The following is a 20,045-nucleotide window of genomic DNA, read 5'->3' on the forward strand; positions in this document are numbered from 1 at the left end:
CGCCGTCCCGGTTCGGCGGGCCCGGGGCGCTCCGGCGGCCTCGCCGCGCCGGGCCCGGGCGCCCGGGTCGGGTCGTCCGGCCTGCGGCGCCGCGCGCGCGGTCCGTCCGGAGCGGGACCGCCTCGGGGATCGGACGCGGAACCGGGCTCCGGGGAGCCCGGCGGGGGGCCGGGGCGTCCGGGCGGTCGCGGTCGGCCCGGCCGTGGCCGGCGGTGCTCTCCGCCGCCGGGTGGCCCTGCTGGAGGCACGTCGGTCACCCGCCAATCGTATGGGGTGCCTCAGCGCGCGCACGGCCGCTGCCGCCTCGCGAAGATCGTGCCAGCGCATCCCGCCCACCCCCGGCGCGGAAGCGAGCGGCAGACCGGGCCGGCCGGCCGCGAAGCGCTGGGGAGGCGGCAGGCGTCGCGCCGGTTCACCCGCCGCGTCGGCACGTGCCGCGGGCGAGCGCGATCGCGCGCCCGAGGAGGCCGAGGGCGAACACGGCGAGCCCGGCGAGCACCGAGGTCCAGGGCAGGGTCGCGGCGAGGGTGAGGCAGCCGACGAGCCCCAGGGCGGCCAGCCAGCGGGGCGGGCGCCGCTGCTCGGGTGGGAGGGTGAAGGCCGAGGCGTTGGCGATGGCGTAGTAGACGAGCACGCCGAAGGACGAGAACCCGATCGCCCCGCGCAGGTCCAGGGTCAGCACCAGCACGCACACGACGAGGCCGAGAACCGCTTCGGCTCGGTGCGGCACGTGGTGGCGCGGATGCACCGACGCCAACCAGCCGGGGAGGTCGCCGTTGCGGGACATGGCCAGGGTGGTGCGGCCGATCCCGGTGATCAGCGCCAGCAGCGCGCCGAGGCTGGCCACGGCCGCGCCCGCGGTGGCCGCCGGGGCGAGGCCGCCGAGGCCGCCGGCTTCGGTCGCGTCGGCCAGGGGCGCGGCTGAGGTCGCGAGCCGGGCAGGGCCGAGGACCAGCAGCAGCCCGACGCCCACCACGGCGTACACCACGAGCGCGATCGCCAGCGCCAGCGGGATGGCGCGAGGGATGGTGCGCTGCGGATCCCGGACCTCTTCGCCCATCGTGGCGATGCGGGCGTAACCCGCGAAGGCGAAGAACAGCAGCCCGGCGGCCTGCGAGATTCCCGGCAGGCCGCCGCTGGTCCACTGCTCGACGGCACCCAGGTGCCCAACGTCGAGTCGTCCGCCGCCGAAGATCCCGGCCAGCACCACCGCCAGCGCGGCGAGGGTCAGGGCGAGCAGGAGCCGGGCCAGCCTGGCGGTCTTGGTGACGCCGAAGCAGTTGACCGCGGTGAGGGCCGCGACGGCCGCGACCGCGAGCGGTGTGGCGTGCTCGCTGGTCACGTAGCTGGCGAAGGTGATCGCCATCGCCGCGCACGAGGCGGTCTTGCCGATGACGAATCCCCACCCCGCGGTGAAACCCCACCAGGGGCCGAGGCGTTCGCGACCGTAGACGTAGGTGCCGCCGGAGCGCGGATACCGGGCGGCCAGCGCCGCGGAGCTGGCGGCGTTGCAGTAGGCGATCACGCCTGCGACGGCCAGCCCGATCAGCAGTCCGGCCCCCGCCGCCGCGGCGGCCGGAGCGAACGCGGCGAACACCCCGGCGCCGATCATCGAGCTGAGCCCGATCACCACTGCGTCGGCGGTGCCCAGCCGTCGTGCCAAGCCCGCGGCGGCCGAGCGGTCGGCGTCGTCGGCGTCGGTCACTCGTTCTCCTCGGCCCCGGGCGGTTCCTCTGCGGAAGCAGGCGGAAGCAGGCGGAAGCAGGAGGTCGGCAGCCGTCGCGGCCGCGACCGCGCGCCGTTCGTCCAGCGTCCCCGCGCGGCGGCTCGTCCGGCGCGTCTCGCTCGACCGCGTGCCGCCGCATCAGATCCTAGGCATCGCGGAACGCCACCGGGAACATCGACGCGATCCCCGCTGACGTGCTCGTTCGAGCGCCCGTCCCGGGCGGGACGCGCCCGCACTGCGGTCCTGCGGACGGGAGAGCACCGGCCCGCGCCGCGTGCACCGGGGGAGGTGCTTGCCGACCGCTGAACGGGACCCGGTCGCGCGCGTCGGGGCGGTCGGGAATCGAATGCGAACCGTGCTCGGGATGCCGATCCGAGCGGGAGTCCGCGTCCGCGTTTCGGCGTCGCGGCGGCGTCGCGGGAGGCGGCGGAATTGCGGCGCACCCGGGCAGCGGTGGCTACTCAGGGTGTCTGGTGACGGTTCCCGAACGGAGCAGCGCTGGGGTGCCCGCTCCCGGACGCGCGGGTGGTCGCTGAGGGGCGCTAGCCGGATCAGCGCCCGTCGAGCAGGTCGCGTCGCGAGGGCTGCCACCGGACGCCGAACACGCCCATCCCGAAGTCGAGCGTGACCGCGTGCGTGCGCGCGTGCCGGTCCAGCGACAGCGGTTTCGGCTGCGCCACCTCGTTCGCCGCCGAGTCGCCGACGAAGCTCTCCACGTGCTCCGGAGGGCAGGCCGGGTCGAACTCCAGCTCCACCACGTACTGCCGCACCGGCAGCCGGAACAGCCGGCAGAAGGTGTGCTCCGGCTCGTTCGCCCCCACCGGCATGTCGCTGATCTCGTACTCCAGCAGCATCGTCTCGCCGCGTTCCAGGGGCCGGTCGAACAGCAGCTCAGCGACGATCACGTCCCGGGCGTGGTCGGTGAGCACCTGGCCGATCCGGCAGGAGCGCAGCGGCCGGATGGTCGGCGACACCGGGCAGGTGGAGGCGCCGTCGAACATCACCACCCAGCGATCGGCGCCGTTGGCCTCGGCGCGCACCAGCTTGCTCGCGCGCACCATCCGCTGATCGCCGTAGGCGTCGATGTGCACGACGTCGTGCTGGGAGAGCCTGGTCAGCTTGCTGTCGTGACTGGTGTCGATCTTGGTCAGCAGTTCCACCGCCGACTCGTTCTCCGACCACAGCTCGCTCAGCGGCGGGGCGTCGTGCGCGGCCTGCCGGGTGCGTCCGCGCGGCCGCGGCGGCCCGAGCAGGGCGGACAGCGCGCCGTCCGGGACGCCCAGCACGTTCTCCAGCTGCTGCAGCGCCAGCAACGAGTCCGGGCGCTCGGGGCGGCGCCTGCCGGACTGCCAGTAGCTCAGCGCGGTGATGCTCACCGGGGTGCCGCGGGTCTGCAGGCGGTGCTGGATGCGTTCCAGGCTCAGCCGGCTGGAGCGGATCGCCGCGCGCAGCGCCACCTCGAACGGTCCGGTTCGCAGAAGTTCGGCGAGCTCGGGTGACAACTGCGGAGCCGGGTCGCTGCGAACGGCAGTGCGCGACGTGGAACGGATGTCGGTCTTCGGACCGGTCATAGTTACTCCTCGTGTCCGCCGAACTCGCGAACTTACGCTAATGAGTGAGATCCAGCCGCGCAACGATCAAGTAGCGGTTCCGCGCACCCACTAAAGTGTGAGGTGAAATCGGCGCGCTTTCCGGCGGTGCGGCTCTCCGCTCCGCCCTCGTCCGACCGGCGCGGGCGGGGAACTCCCCGTTCCGGGCGTCGCCGCCTCCACCCGGATGGATCTCTCCGCGCGTCCCACCGGGGCGCGGCGCTCCGGGGAAAACCTGCTGGACGGCTCGATCGCCCCGTTGGATAGCCTGGGCACTTCCGCGTCCGCGCCGCATCGGGCTCCGCCGCCCGGAGGGCAGCTGGATCCGCGCGCGCCGCCGGACGCCCGCAGTTGTCGCTCTCGTCGACTTGAAGAGGAGCTCAGTACCCGTGATGCGCACGCACGAGGCCGGATCGCTTCGCGCCGGTCATGCCGGGCACACCGTCACCCTGGCCGGCTGGGTGGCGCGCCGCCGCGATCACGGGGGAGTGATCTTCATCGATCTCCGCGACGCTTCCGGCGTCGCCCAGGTGGTCTTCCGCGAAGGCGAGATGGCCGAGCGCGCCCACCGGCTGCGCGCGGAGTTCTGCGTCCGCATCACCGGTGAGGTGGTCCGCCGCCCCGAGGGCAACGAGAACCCCGAGATCGGCACCGGCGAGATCGAGGTCTACGCCTCCGAGCTGGAGGTGCTCTCCGAATCCGCCCCGCTGCCGTTCCCGCTGGACGAGCACCTGGAGGTCGGTGAGGAGGTCCGCCTCAAGCACCGCTACCTGGACCTGCGCCGCTCCGGCCCGGCCCGGATCATGCGGCTGCGCAGCGAGGTCAACCGCGCGGCGCGCGAAGTCCTGCACGAGCGCGACTTCGTCGAGATCGAGACGCCCACGATGACCCGCTCCACGCCCGAGGGCGCCCGCGACTTCCTGGTCCCCGCGCGCCTGCAACCGGGCAGCTGGTACGCGCTGCCGCAGTCCCCGCAGCTGTTCAAGCAGCTGCTCATGGTCGGCGGCATGGAGCGCTACTTCCAGATCGCCCGCTGCTACCGCGACGAGGACTTCCGCGCCGACCGGCAGCCGGAGTTCACCCAGCTCGACGTCGAGATGAGCTTCGTCGAGCAGGACGACGTCATCGAGCTCGGCGAGCAGATCATCGCCGCGCTGTGGAAGCTCGTCGGGCACGAGATCCCCCGCCCGATCCCGCGGATGACCTACGCGGACGCGATGGCCCGCTACGGCACCGACAAGCCGGACCTGCGCTTCGGCCTGGAGCTCACCGAGCTCACCGAGTACTTCCAGGACACCCCGTTCCGGGTCTTCCGCGCCCCCTACGTCGGTGCGGTCGTCATGCCCGGCGGCGGCGGCCAGCCGCGGCGGCAGCTGGACGCCTGGCAGGACTGGGCCAAGCAGCGCGGGGCCAAGGGCCTCGCCTACGTGCTCGTCGGCGAGGACGGGACGCTGTCCGGTCCCGTCGCCAAGAACCTCTCCGACGCCGAGCGCGAGGGCCTGGTGGCGGCGGTCGGCGCCGCCCCCGGCGACTGCGTCTTCTTCGCCGCGGGCGAGCGCTCTCCCGCGCGGGGCCTGCTGGGCGCGGCCCGGCTGGAGATCGGCGAGCGGTGCGGCCTGATCGACCACGACGCCTGGTCGTTCGTGTGGGTCGTGGACGCGCCGATGTTCGAGTCCATCGCCGACACCGACGACGTCGCGGTCGGGACCGGCCGCTGGACGGCGGTGCACCACCCGTTCACCGCGCCCAACTCCGACTGGGCCGAGGACTTCGACAAGGACCCGGAGCGCGCGCTGGCCTGGGCCTACGACATCGTCTGCAACGGCAACGAGATCGGCGGCGGCTCCATCCGCGTGCACCGCGCGGACGTGCAGGAGCGGGTGTTCTCGGTGCTGGGCATCTCCGAGGAGCAGGCGCGGGAGAAGTTCGGCTTCCTGCTCGACGCCTTCCAGTTCGGCCCGCCGCCGCACGGCGGCATCGCCTTCGGCTGGGACCGGATCTGCATGTTGCTGGCCGGGGCGGACTCGCTGCGCGAGGTCATCGCCTTCCCGAAGAGCGGCGGCGGCTTCGACCCGTTGACCAGCGCTCCCGCGCCGATCACGGCGGCCCAGCGCAAGGAGGCCGGCGTGGATGCCAAGCCCGCGGTCAAGACCGGCGCTCCCGCCCAGCCGGAGAGCTGACCCGCCGCGCACCCGGACGGCTCGCGGGTCCGGGTGCGCCCGCTGCTCCGGCGCGGACCGGGGGAGGTTCCGCCGATCGCGCGACGATCGGTCTCCGCGCCGGTGCAACGCGGGTGCCGCCCGGATCCGTCAGGGGTGACGTGGGAGGCGCCGGACCGGGCGCGGGCCGGTGTTCCGGCCCGCATGCGTCGGAATGGTCGTGGTTCGGCCGGACGAGTGAGAACGGTGTGCGCGCTGCTACCAACGGTCGCGCACTTGACCGGTCTTGCCCGTTCGGGGTCAGGTTGTGGGGGTAGTGTCTGGAGACGATGAGCGTGGAGATCACTTCCGGCCCTCCGGAGGTCCGAGTGCCCGCCAGCACCGCGGTGACTGACACCCTCGGGACCGCCGAGGGGGTGCTGAGCAAGCGCATGGGTGCTCCGGTCCGGCTCGCCGACGCCGAGGACCTGGGCGGCAGCGAGCGCTCCGTCGTGCTGCGCGTGCGGGTCGCGGAGACCCCGTACGAGCTCCCGCGCACGCTGGTTCTCAAGCACTACGGCGCCTGCCCCGCGGACGCCCGCTCGGACCCCTTCGCGCACGAGGCGGCGAGCTGCCAGCTCGCGACCGCGCTGCCCCCGGAGATCCGCGTCGGCCCGGAGCTCATCGCCCAGGACGCCGACCAGCGGCTGCTCGTGCTGGAGGACCTGGGCCGCGGCTCCACGCTGGCCGACGTCCTGTTCGGCGAGGACCCGCGCGCCGCGGAGCGCGCCCTGCTCGCCTGGGCCCGGGCGCTGGGGCGCCTGCACACCACCATGGCCGGCCGGGAAGCCGACTTCGACGCGTTGATGCGCCGGATCGGAGCGCGCGAGTGGACCGATCCGGTCGCCGACGACATCGTCCGGTCGCTGGACGACCTGCCCGGCCTCATCGAGCAGTCCCTGGGCGTGCGGACGCCGCCGGAGGTGGAGGCGCGGCTGGCCGAGGCCGCCGGCCTGCTGGAGCAGAGCCGCTACCGCTCGTTCAGCCCCTCGGACATCTGCCCGGACAACAGCCTGGTCACCGGGACCGGGGTGCGCTTCCTGGACTTCGAGTGGGGCTGCGTGCGGGACGTGGCGCTGGACGCCGCCTACCTGCAGTACCCGTTCCCGTCCTCGTGGTGCTCGTACTCGCTGCCGGAGAACCTGGCGGCCGGGATGCTGGCGACCTGGCGGTCCGAGATCGCCGAGGTGTGGCCGGAGCTCGACGACGACGACGTGCTGCTGCCCCGGCTGTTCAACGCCCAGCTGCTGTGGGTGTGGGTCTCGACCTGGTGGTTCCTGCCCCGCACGGGCGAGTCGGACCGGCCGATCGACCTGCACATGCCGTCGCCGCGGCGCAGCACCGCGCTGGTGGACCGCTGGCGGAAGTTGCGCGACGACGCCGCGCAGAGCGGTGAGGCGCAGCTGGCCGGGTACGCCTCCGGGATGGTCGACGCGCTGGTCGAGCGCTTCGGCGCGGGGGCCCTGCAGCTGCTGCGGTACCCGGCTTTCCGCGACGACGAGAAGTGACCCGGGAGCACCCGGACAGGCACGGCCCCGCCACCCGGCGGGGCCGTTCGTCTGCCGTTCACCTTTTCGCTCCCCTGGCACGTGGATTTGGCCTGCTCATCATGTTCGGGTAACACACCTCTGTTCAGCGCCACTCGAACGGGTCTAGGGTCCGCAATGCGGGCAGAACACGTGGCCAAACGTGCATGTTCCTCGGCGTTGGGGTGCACTGCCTGCGTCTTTCCGGGTGAGCTGCTTTCCCGCATTAATGTTTCTTCATATTCAGGGCGATGATCACCCTTGCATTTATACTGGGTGCGTCGGATAAGTTGTGCTGCGCGGCTCGTCGCACGGCTCCCGCAGCGGGTGCCGTGAACGGCTGCCCGTTCACCCGCGGCGCTCCTCGCCGCGAGGAGGAACCGACGGCTTCGGACATCTCGGCTGGGCAGCGTCGCCCCCGCAATTCACGAGCACAGATCGATCCACGGAGGGACGATGCGCACCAGGATGGTGAGAGCGGGACTGTTCCTGCTGTTCACGGTTCTGCTCGCCGTCGTCGTCCCGTTCCAGTCGACGCTGTGCGCGGAGCTGGCCGTCCGGAACACCTCGGAGATCACCACCAACGAGCTCAAGGAGCACAGCGAGAAGCTCCGCCAGCGCATCGCGGCCGCCTCGCCCTCCCGGCGCGAGCAGCGTGCCCCGGAGCCGCGCGGTCCGCTGCCGAAGGTCTTCCAGCGCGACCTGGCCGCCCGGCACCAGCCGTGCGCTTCGCGCGGCTCGGTGCACGCGGGCCCGCAGCCCCGCGAGGACTGCGCGAGGCTGAGACACGCGCCCGCCGTGTTGCAGGTCTACCGGCACTGAGCCGTCCCGTCCCCGGGACATCTCCTCAGCACCGACGACCCTTCACGCTCAACTAGGCGGCGCACATGACTTTCGAACAACTGGTGGACCACGCGCGGCGACACCCGCGGATGGTTTCCGAAGCACATCGCCGGGAATTGGCGACGGGACAGCAGCCGGTGGCGCTGTTCATCACCTGCTCCGATTCCAGGGTGATGCCCGCACGCATCACCGGAGCAGAACCAGGCAGGCTCTTCGAATTGCGCACCGCGGGCAACGTGGTGCCGCACTACGTCCCCGATTCCGCGTCCAGCGAAATGGCGACCATCGAATACGCCGTGCTGCAGCTGCGGATTCCGGAGATCGTGGTCTGCGGGCATTCGCACTGCGGTGCGGTGACGGCGAAGTGCGTGGCCGGGCACGGCCTGGAGCAGCTTCCCGCGCTGCGCGGCTGGCTGGGCACCGGCGAGCCGCCGGTGACCGGGCCGGCGGCCCCGGATCCCGCGGTGCGCTCGGAGAGCAAGGAGCACGTCCGCGAACAGCTGGACACCTTGTTCGAGTACCCGTTCATCCGGGACCGCGTCGCGACGGGGGACCTCCGCGTGCACGGCTGGTTCTACGAGATCGACACCGGTCTCGTGTTCCGCTCGCCGGAGCGCACCCCGGACAGCCCGCGGAACGTGGATTTCCTCCCGCTCTGATCGCATCGCCGAATCGGTCGGCTCCGTCCGGCCCAGTTCGCTGAACCGAACACACCAACGGCCGTTCCGGCCGGTCGCGCGTCACCAGCTGAACGCGCTCCGGCGCGGAATCGCCGACGATGTCCCGCGCCCGGTGGGATATCGATTTCCCGGGCGGAACGGCTCGGCGCCGCCGCGATTCGCGCGCGCCGCACGTCGATCCCGTCACCCCTCGCGCCCGCGCCACCGCGCGCGGAGCGCGCTGAGACCTCCCACGGAGAGTGCATCGTGAGCACGCAAGCAGACACGTCCACGAAGAAGGGGCACGGCAACGCCGGCGTCCCGCAGTGGCCCAAGGGGACCTTCGGCGCCGACCTCGGCGCCTCGTTGGTGGTCTTCCTGGTGGCGTTGCCGCTGTGCGTCGGCGTCGCCGTCGCCTCCGGCGTCCCCGCCGAGCTCGGCATCATCACCGGCGTCATCGGCGGCATCGTCGTCGGAATGCTGCCGGGCAGCACCATGCAGGTCAGCGGCCCGGCCGCGGGCCTGACGGTGCTGGTCGCCTCGGCCGTGTCCGAACACGGCCTCGGAACCCTGGGCGTCATCGTCCTCGGCGCCGGGCTGATGCAGATCGTGATGGGCCTCGGCCGGATCGGCACCTGGTTCCGGGCGATCTCGCCCTCGGTCGTGCAGGGGATGCTGGCCGGCATCGGCCTCGTGATCATGCTGGGGCAGCTCTACCCCGTGGGCGGCTTGGAGCAGCCCGCCCACACCGCGGAGAAGTTCGCGGGGCTGCCGGGCCTGTTCGCGGCCATGTTCACCACCCCGCAGGGCCTGGCCGGGCTCGGCGTCACCGTCGTGACCCTGGTGATCCTGTTCGGCTGGCAGAAGATGCCGGAGAAGGTCCGCGGCGTCCCGGCCGCGCTGGTCGCCGTCGTCGCGGCCAGCGCCGGGGTCTGGGCGCTCGACCTGCCGCTGAAGATGACCGAGGTCGGTTCGCTGCTGGAGACCATCAACATCCCGTCGGGTGCGGCCTGGGCCTCCGCGGTCACCCCGGCCGTGATCGGGTCGATGATCACCTTCGCGCTGATCGCCTCGGCGGAGAGCCTGTTCAGCGCCGCCGCCGTGGACCGGATGCACGACGGCCCGAAGACGAAGTACAACAAGGAGCTCATCGCCCAGGGCGCGGGCAACGCGGCCTGCGGGCTCCTCGGTGCGCTGCCGATGACCGCGGTGATCGTGCGCTCCGGCGCCAACGTCCGCGCCGGAGCGAAGACGAAGGCCTCCCGCGTGATGCACGGCGTGTGGCTGCTGCTGTTCGTCGTCGCGCTGCCCGGCGTCCTCGGCTTCATCCCCACCGCGGTGCTGGCCGCGCTGCTGATCCAGGCCGGCTGGAAGCTGCTGGAGCTCAACAAGGTCGTCGAGCTGATCCGGACGAACCGCCCCGAGGCGCTCGTCCTGGTGCTCACCGCCGTGATGATCGTGTCGACCGACCTGCTGATCGGCACCCTGATCGGCCTCGGCGCGGCCGTGGTCAAGACCGCCTTCGACGTCTCCCGCCTCTCGGTGAAGGAGGAGGAGCACGACGACGGTCACCTGCGGCTGGAGTTCGGCGGCACCGCCACCTTCCTGCGGCTCCCGCGCCTGCTGGAGCGGCTGGAGAACGTGCCCGCGGACCGCAGCGTGCACCTGGACCTGAGCACGGTCCGGCACCTGGACACCGCTTGCCACCAGGCCGTGCAGAACTGGGTCGCGCAGCGGGAGAAGGACAACGCCCCCACCGAGGTGGCGATGCCCGCGGGCGTGCGCTGACCGCGCCCGCCCCGCCTCGCGCACCGCGCCGGAGGAGCCCCGCCGGGGAACCTCCGGCGCGGTCGCGTCGGGGGTCCCGGGTAGCGTCGGGGACGTGAGTGACGGCCTGTTCGACGACGGCTTGTTCGGCGCCGAGACCGAGGACCGGGCCGGGGAGCGGCTGGCGGAGAACGCCCCGCTCGCGGTTCGGATGCGGCCGCGGTCGCTGGAGGAGGTCCTCGGCCAGGGCCACCTGCTCGGCGCGGGCGCGCCGCTGCGCAGGCTGGTCGAGGGCGCTGCCCCCGCGTCGGTGCTGCTTTACGGTCCGCCCGGCACCGGCAAGACGACCTTGGCGAACCTGGTGTCCCGGGCGACGGGACGCCGCTTCGTCGCGCTCTCGGCGCTGTCCTCGGGCGTCAAGGAGGTCCGCGCGGTCATCGCGGAGGCCCGCCGCAGGCTCGGCCGCAGCGGTGAGGCCACGGTGCTGTTCATCGACGAGGTCCACCGGTTCTCCAAGACCCAGCAGGACGCGCTGCTGGGAGCGGTGGAGGACCGCACGGTGCTGCTGGTGGCCGCGACCACCGAGAACCCGCACTTCTCCGTGGTGGCCCCGCTGCTGTCCCGCTCCCTGGTGCTCCAGCTGCGCAGCCTCGGCGAGGACGACGTGCGGGAGCTGGTGCGCCGCGCCGCGGCCGAGGAGCGCGGCCTGGGCGGCGACCCGGCGCTGGACGAGGACGCCCTGGAGCACCTGGTGGCACTCGCGGGAGGGGACGCGCGCCGGGCCCTGACCGCGCTGGAGGCGGCCGCGGAGTCCGCCGCCTCCACGGGGTCCGGCCGGATCGACCTGGCCACGGTGGAGGCCACGGTGAACCGGGCGGCGGTGCTCTACGACCGGGACGGCGATCAGCACTACGACGTCATCAGCGCGTTCATCAAGTCCATCCGGGGTTCGGACGTGGACGCCGCGCTGCACTACTTGGCCCGCATGGTCGAGGCGGGGGAGGACCCGCGGTTCATCGCGCGGCGGCTCGTGGTGCACGCGAGCGAGGACGTGGGCATGGCCGATCCGACCGCGCTGCAGGCCGCCGTCGCCGCCGCGCAGGCCGTGCAGCTCATCGGGATGCCGGAGGGCAGGCTGGCGCTGGCGCAGGCCACGATCCACCTGGCCACCGCCCCGAAGTCGAACGCGGTGATCACGGCCATCGACGCGGCGATGAGCGACGTGCGCGCGGGGCGAGCCGGGACGGTGCCGCCGCACCTGCGCGACGGGCACTACGCGGGGGCCCAGCAGCTCGGCAACGCGAAGGGCTACCGCTATCCGCACGATCGCGCCGAGGGCGTGCTGGAGCAGCAGCACGCGCCGGACGGGCTGGTCGGCACCGACTACTACGAGCCCACGGGCCGCGGCGCCGAGCGGGTGCTGGCGGAACGGGTGCCCAAGCTGCGCGGCATCGTGCGCGGCGGGTGAGCCGCGGACCGCGCGGCGCAGCTGTGCCGCCCGCCCCGGACCGGGGCGCGCGGGAGTGGAACGCATCGAAGGAGCCGCCGTGCGGATCGTCGTGACCCGGAACCTCCCCGAACCCGCCCTGGAGCTGCTGCGCTCCGCCGGCGACGTGCGGGTGTCCCGGCAGGACCGGGCGCTGGAGCCCGCGGAGCTGCGCGCGGCGGTGGTGGGTGCGGACGGGATCGTGGCGATGCTCGGCGACCGGGTCGACGCCGAGGTCGCCGAGGCGGCGGGGCCGGGGCTCCGGGTCGTGGCGAACGTGGCGGTCGGCTACGACAACCTCGACGTCCCCGCGCTGACCGGCCGGGGCATCACCGTGACGAACACGCCCGGGGTGCTCACCGAGGCGACCGCCGACCTGGCGTTCGCGCTGCTGCTGATGGCGACCCGGCGGCTGGGAGAGGGGGAGCGGTTGATCCGCTCCGGTACCCCGTGGTCGTTCCACCTCGGGTTCATGCTGGGCACGGGCTTGCAGGGGCGGACGCTGGGGATCATCGGGCTCGGCGGGATCGGGCGGGCGGTGGCGCGGCGGGCCCGCGCGTTCGGGATGCGGATCGCCTACTCCGGGCGCCGCCGGGCTCCGGCGGAGGTGGAGGCCGAGCTCGACGCCGAGTACCTGCCGCAGGCGGAGCTGCTGGCGGAGGCCGACGCGATCTCGCTGCACTGCCCGCTGACCGAGCGGACCCGGCACCTGATCGACGCGGCCGCGCTGGCGGTGATGAAGCCCTCCGCGGTGCTGATCAACACCAGCCGCGGCCCGGTGGTGGACGAGGCGGCGCTGGCCGAAGCGCTGCGCACCGGGGGGATCGCCGCGGCGGGGCTGGACGTCTTCGAGCGGGAGCCCGCCGTGCACCCGGGACTGCTGGAGCTGGACAACGCCGTGCTGATCCCCCACCTGGGCTCCGCGACGGTGGAGACCCGCACCGCGATGGCGGTGCTGGCGGCGCGGAACGTGGCCGCGGTGCTGTCCGGGAACGAGCCGCTCACCCCCGTGGGCGCTTGACCGGCGGACGCGCCGATGCACCGGGAGCGTCCGCCGGACGGGGGCACGGTAACCTGGCGCGCGATCAAGACACCGGTGAATCCTCGCCGGTGGCAGGAAAACCACGTGGAAACCGGGAGGGCACGTGACGCCCACGCAGATCGCCGCGCTGATCGTCGCGGGCGCGTTCGTGCTGCTGGTCGTGCTGCTGGCGATCCCGCTGGTCAAGCTCGGCCGCACGTTGGACGAGGCGACCGTCGCGATCCGCAAGGCGCACGAGAACACCGACCCGCTGTTCACCGGGGCCAACACGACGCTGACGCACGTCAACACCCAGCTGGAGCGGGTGGACGGCATCACGGCGAACGCCAGGACCGTCAGCGGCAACGTCTCGGCGTTGTCGTCGCTGTTCACGGCTACACTGGGTGGCCCGTTGGTGAAGACCGCGGCGTTCTCTTACGGGGTGAGCAAGGCCCTCCGGGCTCGGCGCAAGCGCAAGCAGGAGCCGTTGGGCAAGCACTCCCGCCGCAAGGGAGGTCGCAAGTGAGGCGGATGTTCTGGTTCGGGGCCGGAGTCGCGGCCGGGATCGCGTTGACCCGCAAGGTCAACGAGACCGCCCGCAAGGCGACCCCGACCGGCGCGGCCGAGCAGATCGGTGGTGCCGTGCGCGAGCTCGCGGTCGCCGTGGGTTCGTTCGGCGCGGACGTGCGTGCCGGGATGAGCGAACGGGAGCAGGAGCTGCAGGACGTCGTCGACGGTGCCTCGGTGCCGCGTCGGCAGTTCGACGCCCGCGCGATCGACGCTCGCCCGGCAGGTGATGGTGTGCGCGCACCGGCTCGGCGAGCTCGCCGGGCGGAGCGCTGAGCGGCGGGCGTTCCGGGGGATCGGTCCGCGCACCGGCCCCGCGCCGGTGCACCGACCCGGTTCCCCGAACGCCCGCCCGCAGCGTCCCGCCGCAGCCCCGACCACGACTCCGCAGCACCCTCCTAAGGACCTACCGTGCAGACCCACGAGATCAACAACCGCTTCCTGGAGCACTTCCGCGGCACCGGCCACACCGTCGTGCCGAGTGCTTCGCTGATCCTCGACGACCCGACCCTGCTGTTCGTGAACGCGGGGATGGTGCAGTTCAAGCCCTACTTCCTCGGTGACGCCCCCGCGCCGTACCCGCGCGCGACGAGCATCCAGAAGTGCGTGCGCACCGGGGACATCGACGAGGTCGGCAAGACGACGCGGCACAACACCTTCTTCCAGATGGCGGGCAACTTCTCCTTCGGCGATTACTTCAAAGAAGGCGCGATGGAGCACGCCTGGACGCTGCTGACCTCCTCGGCGGCCGACGGCGGCTACGGCATCGACCCGGAGCGGCTGTGGGTCACCGTCTACGAGCACGACACCGAGTCGGCCGCCCTGTGGCGCGCGGCGACCGGCATCCCCGCCGAGCGGATCCAGGTCCGCGGCGCGGAGGACAACTACTGGGACATGGGGGTGCCCGGTCCCGGCGGTCCCTGCTCGGAGATCTACTACGACCGCGGCCCGGACTACGGTCGTGAGGGCGGCCCGAACGTCGACGAGGACCGCTACATCGAGATCTGGAACCTGGTGTTCATGCAGGACATCCGGGGTGAGGAGAGTCCGAAGAAGGGCGCTCCGCTGATCGGCGAGCTGCCGACGAAGAACATCGACACCGGCATGGGCGTCGAGCGGGTGGCCTGCCTGCTGCAGGGAGTCGAGAACGTCTACGAGACCGACCTCGTCCGCCCGGTGATCGCGAAGGCGGAGGAGCTCTCGGGCCGCCGCTACGGCGCGAACCACGAGGACGACGTGCGGTTCCGCGTGATCGCCGACCACGCGCGCTCCGGCGTGATGCTCGTCGGCGACGGCGTCACCCCCGGCAACGAGGCGCGCGGCTACGTGCTGCGCCGCCTGCTGCGCCGCATCGTGCGCTCCACCCGCCTGCTGGGCGTGCAGGATCCGGTGCTGGGCGAGTTCACCCAGGTCGTCCGGGACGCGATGTCGCCGTCCTACCCCGAGCTGCGCACCGAGTTCGACCGCATCGACTCGGTGATCCGCAACGAGGAGGAGGCCTTCCTGACCACGCTCACCGCCGGGTCGAAGATCTTCGACGTGGCGGTGGCGGACACGAAGAAGTCCGGCGGCGCGCAGCTGGCCGGTGCGAAGGCGTTCCAGCTGCACGACACCTACGGCTTCCCCATCGACCTCACCCTGGAGATGGCCGCGGAGCAGGGCCTCTCGGTCGACGAGCACGGCTTCCGGGAGCTGATGGGCGAGCAGCGCCGCCGCGCGAAGGAGGACGCCAAGGCCCGCAAGACCGGCCACGGCGACCTGTCCACCTACCGCACCCTGCTCGATCAGCACGGCACCACCGAGTTCATCGGCTACACCGACCTGCGGTCGCAGAGCCGGGTGCTGGGCCTGCTGGTCGACGGTGCGCCGGCGAAGTCCGCGAGCGCGGGCGCCGAGGTGGAGCTGGTGCTCGACCGCACCCCGTTCTACGCCGAGGGTGGCGGTCAGATCGCCGACACCGGAACCCTGGTCGGGCCGGGCGTCGAGGTGCGGGTGCACGACGTGCAGCGTTCGGTGCCCGGCCTGTTCGTGCACCGCGCGACGGTCGTCGCCGGTGAGCTGGGCGTGGACACGGCGCTGGAGGCCGCGGTGGACCGCGACCGGCGCCGCGCCATCGAGCGCTCGCACTCCGCCACGCACTTGGTGCACGCGGCCGTGCGCAGCGCCTACGGCAAGCGGGCCGCGCAGGCCGGGTCGCTGAACTCGCCGGGCCGGATGCGCTTCGACTTCACCGCTCCGGCCTCCGTCTCGGCCTCGGTGCTGGGCGGCGTCGAGGAGGAGGTCAACGACTACCTGCAGAGCGACGTCGAGGTCTCCTCCTACACCACGACGATGGATCAGGCGATGGAGCTCGGTGCCGTCGCGCTGTTCGGCGAGAAGTACGGCGACCAGGTCCGGGTGGTCGACATGGGCGACTACTCCCGCGAGCTGTGCGGTGGCACCCACGTGGGCCGGATCGGCCAGCTGGGCGTGGTCAAGCTCGTCGCGGACTCCTCGGTCGGCTCGGGCGTGCACCGGGTGGAGGCGCTCGTCGGCATGGACGCCATGCGCCACATCAGCAAGGAGCACCTGCTGGTCAGCAGGCTCGCCGAGCAGTTCAAGGTCCCTGCGGAGGAGCTTCCGGAGCGCATCGAGGGCGTGGTGTCCCGGCTGCGCAGCGCGGAGAAGGAGCTCCAGCAGCTGCGGGTGCAGCAGGTGCTGTCCTCGGCGGGCGAGCTCGCCGGCCGCGCCGTCGACGTGCACGGCCTGAGCCTCGTCGCCGAGCAGGTCCCGGACGGAGTGGACGGCGGGGCGCTGCGCGCGCTCGCGGGCGAGATCCGGGGCAGGCTCGCCGGTCGCCCGGCGGTGGTGGCGCTGTTCGCCGCGGACCCGGCCGAGGGCAAGGTGTCCTTCGTGGTGGGTCTCAACGACGCCGCGCGGGACCTCGGGCTCGCCGCGGGCAAGCTGGTGCCGTCGTTCGCCGCCGAGGTCGGCGGCCGCGGCGGCGGCAAGCCGGACATGGCGCAGGGCGGGGGGACGAACCCGGCCGGGGTCACCGCCGCGATCGGCGCGCTGCGCCGCGAGCTGGACCGGGCGGTCCAGGGATGACGTCAGGGCAGCGGGGTGTCGGCCCGGCGGCCGACGCCCCGGATCCCGGCGCGGGGCGCCGGATCGGGGTGGACGTCGGCGCGGTGCGCGTCGGCGTCGCGCTCAGCGATCCGGCGCCGATGCTGGCGACCCCGCTGGTGACGCTCCGGCGGGACGCGGAGGCGGACAGCGATCTGGCGGAGCTGGTGCGCCTGATCGCCGAGCACGAGGTGGTCGAGGTCGTGATCGGCCTGCCGAAGACGCTCGCGGGCAGGCACGGCAGCGCCGCCGATTCCGCCCACGCCTACGCCGAAGCTCTGGCCACCAGGATCGAGTCGATCCCGGTGCGCTTCCACGACGAACGGTTGACCACGGTGACGGCGAGCCGCATGCTCTCCCAACGGGGGGTTCGCGGCAAGCGCCAGCGCGCCGTGGTCGATCAGGCCGCCGCAGTGGAGATCTTGCAGGCATGGCTTGACGCCCGGTCGCAGACCACCTGAGAGGACCTTTCGTGAGCGACGATCTCGGCCTGTTCGCGGACGACGCGGGGGAGCCGCCCCGGCGCGGGCGCAGGGAGGCCCGCGAGCAGCGGGCCCAGCTGCGCCGCCGGAAGCGACGCGGTTCGGTGACCGCCCTGGCGGGTCTGCTGGCCCTGCTGCTGGTCGGCGGCGGCGTGGTGTACGGCGCCATGCAGGTGCTCCAGATCGGGTCCTACGAGGACTACGAGGGGGCGGGGACCGGCGAGGTGGTCGTCGAGGTCTCCGCCGGCGACACCGTCAGCGCCATCGCGCAGTCGCTGTCCAAGGCCGACGTGGTGGCGTCCTCGACGGCGTTCACGAAGGCCGCGCAGGACAACAAGCAGATCAACAGCATCCAGCCGGGCTTCTACCTGATGAAGTCGAAGATGTCCGGTGCGTCCGCGGTCAGCCACATCCTGTCCCCGGAGGCGAAGACCGGCCGCATCGAGGTGCGCGGCGGGCAGCGGCTGGAGGACCAGCTCAGCCCGGACGGCGGCAAGACCCCGGGCATCCTCACCAAGCTCGCCGAGGCGACCTGCACCGGTGACGAGAACCTGTGCACCACCCCGGAGCAGATGCACGCGGCGGCGGGCACCGTCGACCTGGCCTCGCTGGGCGTGCCGGACTGGGCGATCGAGGGCGCGTCCAAGGCGGAGCCGGAGCGGCGGCTCGAAGGTCTGATCATGCCGGGCATCTACGACGTGAAGCCCGGGGAGCCGCCGGAGGAGGTCCTGCGCCAGGTGGTGACGAAGTCCGCCGCGCTGCTGGAGGCGGCGGGCCTGCCGCAGGCAGCCGACGGCACCGGCCGCACGCCGTACGAGCTGCTGACCATCGCCTCGCTGGTGCAGAGCGAGGGCATCAAGGGGGACTTCGCCAAGGTCTCCCGGGTGATCTACAACCGCACCACCGATCCGCAGATGCGGTTGCAGTTCGACTCCACGATCAACTACCCGCTGGACAAGCCGACGCTGCTGACCAAGTCGGAGGACCGGCAGCGGCCGGGGCCGTACAACAGCTACCAGAACTACGGCCTGCCGCCGACGCCGATCTCCACCGTCAGCGAGGCGGCGGTGGTCGCCGCGGAGAAGCCCGCCGAGGGCACCTGGGTGTACTTCGTGAAGTGCTACCCGGACGGCACCTCCTGCTTCGCGACCACGATGGCCGAGCACGACCGCTACATCGCGGAGGCGCAGCAGCGTGGCGCCTTCTGAGTCCGCGCGCCGGGCGGCGGTGGTCGGGTCGCCGATCGAGCACTCGCTGTCCCCGGTGCTGCACGGCGCCGCCTACCGCGAGCTGGGCCTGGTCGACTGGAGCTACGAGCGCTTCGAGCGGGACGCCGACGGGCTCGCCGAGCTCGTCGGGTCCCTCGGCCCGGAGTGGGTGGGCCTGTCGGTGACCATGCCCGGCAAGCGAGCCGCGCTGCGGCTGGCCGCGGAGGTCAGCGAGCGGGCCGCGGCGGTCGGGGTGGCGAACACGCTGATCCGCCGGGGCCCGGGGGAGTGGGCCGCCGACTGCACCGACGTGGACGGGGTGACCGGCGCCCTGCGCGCGGCGGGGGGGTTCACCGGCGGCGACCGGGCGCTGCTGCTCGGGGCGGGTGGTACCGCGGCCGCGGCGGTGGCCGCGTTCGCGGAGCTCGGGCTCACCGAGGTGGAGCTGGTGGTCCGGGAGCCCTCCCGGGCCCGGGACGTGGTGCGCACCGCGGAGCGGGTCGGCTTGCGCGTCGAGGTGCGGAGGCTGGAAGCGGTGGACCTGGCTGCCTCGGCGGCGGCGGCGGACGTGCTGGTCTCGACGCTCCCCGGGGGAGCGGCCGACGTGCACGCGCCCGCGCTGGCGCGGGCGTCCTGCGCGCTGGACGTGATCTACCACCCGTGGCCGACCCCGCTGGCCGCCGCGGTCGAGGCAGCGGGCGGCAGGCTGGCGACCGGCCTGGACATGCTGCTGCACCAGGCGTTCGGCCAGGTGGAGGCGTTCACCGGTCGACCCGCCCCGCGCGCCGCGATGCGCGACGCGCTGGTGGCCGCGACCGGCGGTGAGCTCGCGCTGCCGCTGTGATCCCGGGACCGGCTCGGAGGACGAGACCGGTTCGGCCCTTCGGCTGATCCGCGCGACCGGTGGTGATCCCTAGCCTCGCTCGGGTACCGAGATCGGCCCCACCGAGGAGCTTCTGATGAACGACGCATCCCCCGCCCGCCGCCCCCGCGACGGCCGCGCGCTGCTGCTGGGCGCCCTGGGCGCCCTCGTGCTCGCCGCGGCACCGGTGGTCTCCGCGGCCGCCGGACCGGTCGTCGAGCCGGCCGATGCGACCCCGGCGGTCGTCGGCGGGCACGACGCGACGGAGGAGTACCCGTTCATGGTCTCGTTGCAGCAGGATGGCCAGCACTTCTGCGGCGGCTCCCTGATCAAGCCGGACTGGGTGGTGACGGCGGCGCACTGCGCGAAGGGCTCGGACCCCGCCCTGCTGACCGCCCGGGTCGGCAGCGCCGACCGCACCAGCGGCGGCACCGAGGCCGGGATCACCGAGATCGTCGTGCACCCCGACTACCGGCCCGAGGAGCCGGGCGGGGACGTGGCGCTGCTGCACCTGGACCAGAAGGTGCCGGAAGCGCCGATCTCGATCGCGGCGGAGCCCGGCTCGCCCGGCGACGCGACCCGGATCCTCGGCTGGGGCTACACCTGCGACGACGCCAGCTGCTCCTCGCTGCCGGTCCAGTTGCAGGAACTGGACACCGAGCTCGTGCCGGACGACCGCTGCGCCGACATCGAAGCGGGCACCGAGCTGTGCACCGACAGCCCGACCGAGGGCGCGCAGGGGTGCAACGGCGACTCCGGCGGTCCGCAGCTCGCGGGTGAGCGCGGCCGCTGGGAGCTGATCGGGGCGACCAGCCGCGACGGCGACACCGACCCGGCGTGCGGCACCGGGACCGGCATCTGGACGGATCTGACCGCGCACGCCGCCTGGATCGAGCAGCACGCGGGCTGATCGCCCGCCCGCGACGAGCGGGGAGCGCCAGCACGACAGCGGGGGGGGGGGGGGGGAGAGGACCACCCCCCCCCCCCCCCCCCAAACCCCCCCCCT

The 20,045-nt window shown here is 73.1% G+C and carries 16 protein-coding genes; 14 read left to right on the forward strand and 2 right to left on the reverse strand.

What is annotated here, in order from left to right:
- Positions 1-412: 412 nt before the first annotated feature.
- Positions 413-1,612 (reverse strand): APC family permease, encoded by a 1,200-nt coding sequence (locus ACL03H_RS21960; protein WP_412813205.1) that lies wholly within the window; start codon positions 1,610-1,612, stop codon positions 413-415.
- A gap of 665 nt (positions 1,613-2,277) precedes the next feature.
- The gene (locus ACL03H_RS21965; RefSeq protein ID WP_412813189.1) at positions 2,278-3,297 is read right to left on the reverse strand and encodes a hypothetical protein; all 1,020 of its coding nucleotides are present in this window, start codon (positions 3,295-3,297) and stop codon (positions 2,278-2,280) included.
- A 407-nt stretch (positions 3,298-3,704) separates the two neighbouring features.
- Between ACL03H_RS21965 and aspS the strand changes: the two genes are divergently transcribed.
- The 14 genes from aspS (at position 3,705) to ACL03H_RS22035 (ending at position 19,949) form a co-directional block, all read left to right on the forward strand.
- Positions 3,705-5,495, forward strand: a complete 1,791-nt coding sequence (gene aspS / locus ACL03H_RS21970; RefSeq protein WP_412813190.1) for an aspartate--tRNA ligase — start codon at positions 3,705-3,707, stop codon at positions 5,493-5,495.
- Between the two features lie 308 nt (positions 5,496-5,803).
- Positions 5,804-7,021, forward strand: a complete 1,218-nt coding sequence (locus tag ACL03H_RS21975) for a phosphotransferase family protein (RefSeq protein ID WP_412813191.1) — start codon at positions 5,804-5,806, stop codon at positions 7,019-7,021.
- A 474-nt stretch (positions 7,022-7,495) separates the two neighbouring features.
- Positions 7,496-7,861, forward strand: a complete 366-nt coding sequence (locus tag ACL03H_RS21980; RefSeq protein WP_412813192.1) for a hypothetical protein — start codon at positions 7,496-7,498, stop codon at positions 7,859-7,861.
- Between the two features lie 65 nt (positions 7,862-7,926).
- The gene (locus tag ACL03H_RS21985; protein ID WP_412813193.1) at positions 7,927-8,541 is read left to right on the forward strand and encodes a carbonic anhydrase; all 615 of its coding nucleotides are present in this window, start codon (positions 7,927-7,929) and stop codon (positions 8,539-8,541) included.
- Between the two features lie 267 nt (positions 8,542-8,808).
- Positions 8,809-10,329: a SulP family inorganic anion transporter gene (locus tag ACL03H_RS21990; protein ID WP_412813194.1), complete on the forward strand. Its 1,521-nt coding sequence runs from the start codon at positions 8,809-8,811 to the stop codon at positions 10,327-10,329.
- Between the two features lie 94 nt (positions 10,330-10,423).
- On the forward strand, positions 10,424-11,776 hold the full coding sequence (locus ACL03H_RS21995) for a replication-associated recombination protein A (RefSeq protein WP_412813195.1): 1,353 nt from the start codon (positions 10,424-10,426) through the stop codon (positions 11,774-11,776).
- 79 nt (positions 11,777-11,855) lie between these two features.
- A complete protein-coding gene (locus tag ACL03H_RS22000; RefSeq protein WP_412813196.1) occupies positions 11,856-12,815 on the forward strand; it encodes a 2-hydroxyacid dehydrogenase in 960 nt (319 codons plus the stop codon).
- Between the two features lie 124 nt (positions 12,816-12,939).
- Positions 12,940-13,341, forward strand: coding sequence for a DUF948 domain-containing protein (locus tag ACL03H_RS22005; protein ID WP_412813197.1), 402 nt, complete (start codon positions 12,940-12,942; stop codon positions 13,339-13,341).
- Positions 13,338-13,658 (forward strand): hypothetical protein, encoded by a 321-nt coding sequence (locus ACL03H_RS22010; RefSeq protein ID WP_412813198.1) that lies wholly within the window; start codon positions 13,338-13,340, stop codon positions 13,656-13,658. The genes ACL03H_RS22005 and ACL03H_RS22010 overlap by 4 nt, the downstream gene beginning before the upstream one ends.
- Positions 13,659-13,793: 135 nt before the next feature.
- Entirely contained in the window at positions 13,794-16,469 is a 2,676-nt protein-coding gene (gene alaS / locus ACL03H_RS22015) for an alanine--tRNA ligase (protein ID WP_412813199.1), read from the forward strand.
- Positions 16,466-16,948, forward strand: a complete 483-nt coding sequence (ruvX, locus tag ACL03H_RS22020; protein WP_412813200.1) for a Holliday junction resolvase RuvX — start codon at positions 16,466-16,468, stop codon at positions 16,946-16,948. The genes alaS and ruvX overlap by 4 nt, the downstream gene beginning before the upstream one ends.
- Before the next feature lie 11 nt (positions 16,949-16,959).
- Positions 16,960-18,177 (forward strand): endolytic transglycosylase MltG, encoded by a 1,218-nt coding sequence (gene mltG / locus ACL03H_RS22025; protein WP_412813201.1) that lies wholly within the window; start codon positions 16,960-16,962, stop codon positions 18,175-18,177.
- Positions 18,164-19,021: a shikimate dehydrogenase gene (locus tag ACL03H_RS22030; RefSeq protein ID WP_412813202.1), complete on the forward strand. Its 858-nt coding sequence runs from the start codon at positions 18,164-18,166 to the stop codon at positions 19,019-19,021. The genes mltG and ACL03H_RS22030 overlap by 14 nt, the downstream gene beginning before the upstream one ends.
- Before the next feature lie 115 nt (positions 19,022-19,136).
- A complete protein-coding gene (locus tag ACL03H_RS22035; RefSeq protein WP_412813203.1) occupies positions 19,137-19,949 on the forward strand; it encodes a S1 family peptidase in 813 nt (270 codons plus the stop codon).
- Positions 19,950-20,045 lie beyond the last annotated feature (96 nt).

It is taken from the genome of Saccharopolyspora antibiotica (genome assembly GCF_047200635.1).
In the GTDB taxonomy this organism is placed as follows: Bacteria; Actinomycetota; Actinomycetes; order Mycobacteriales; family Pseudonocardiaceae; genus Saccharopolyspora_C.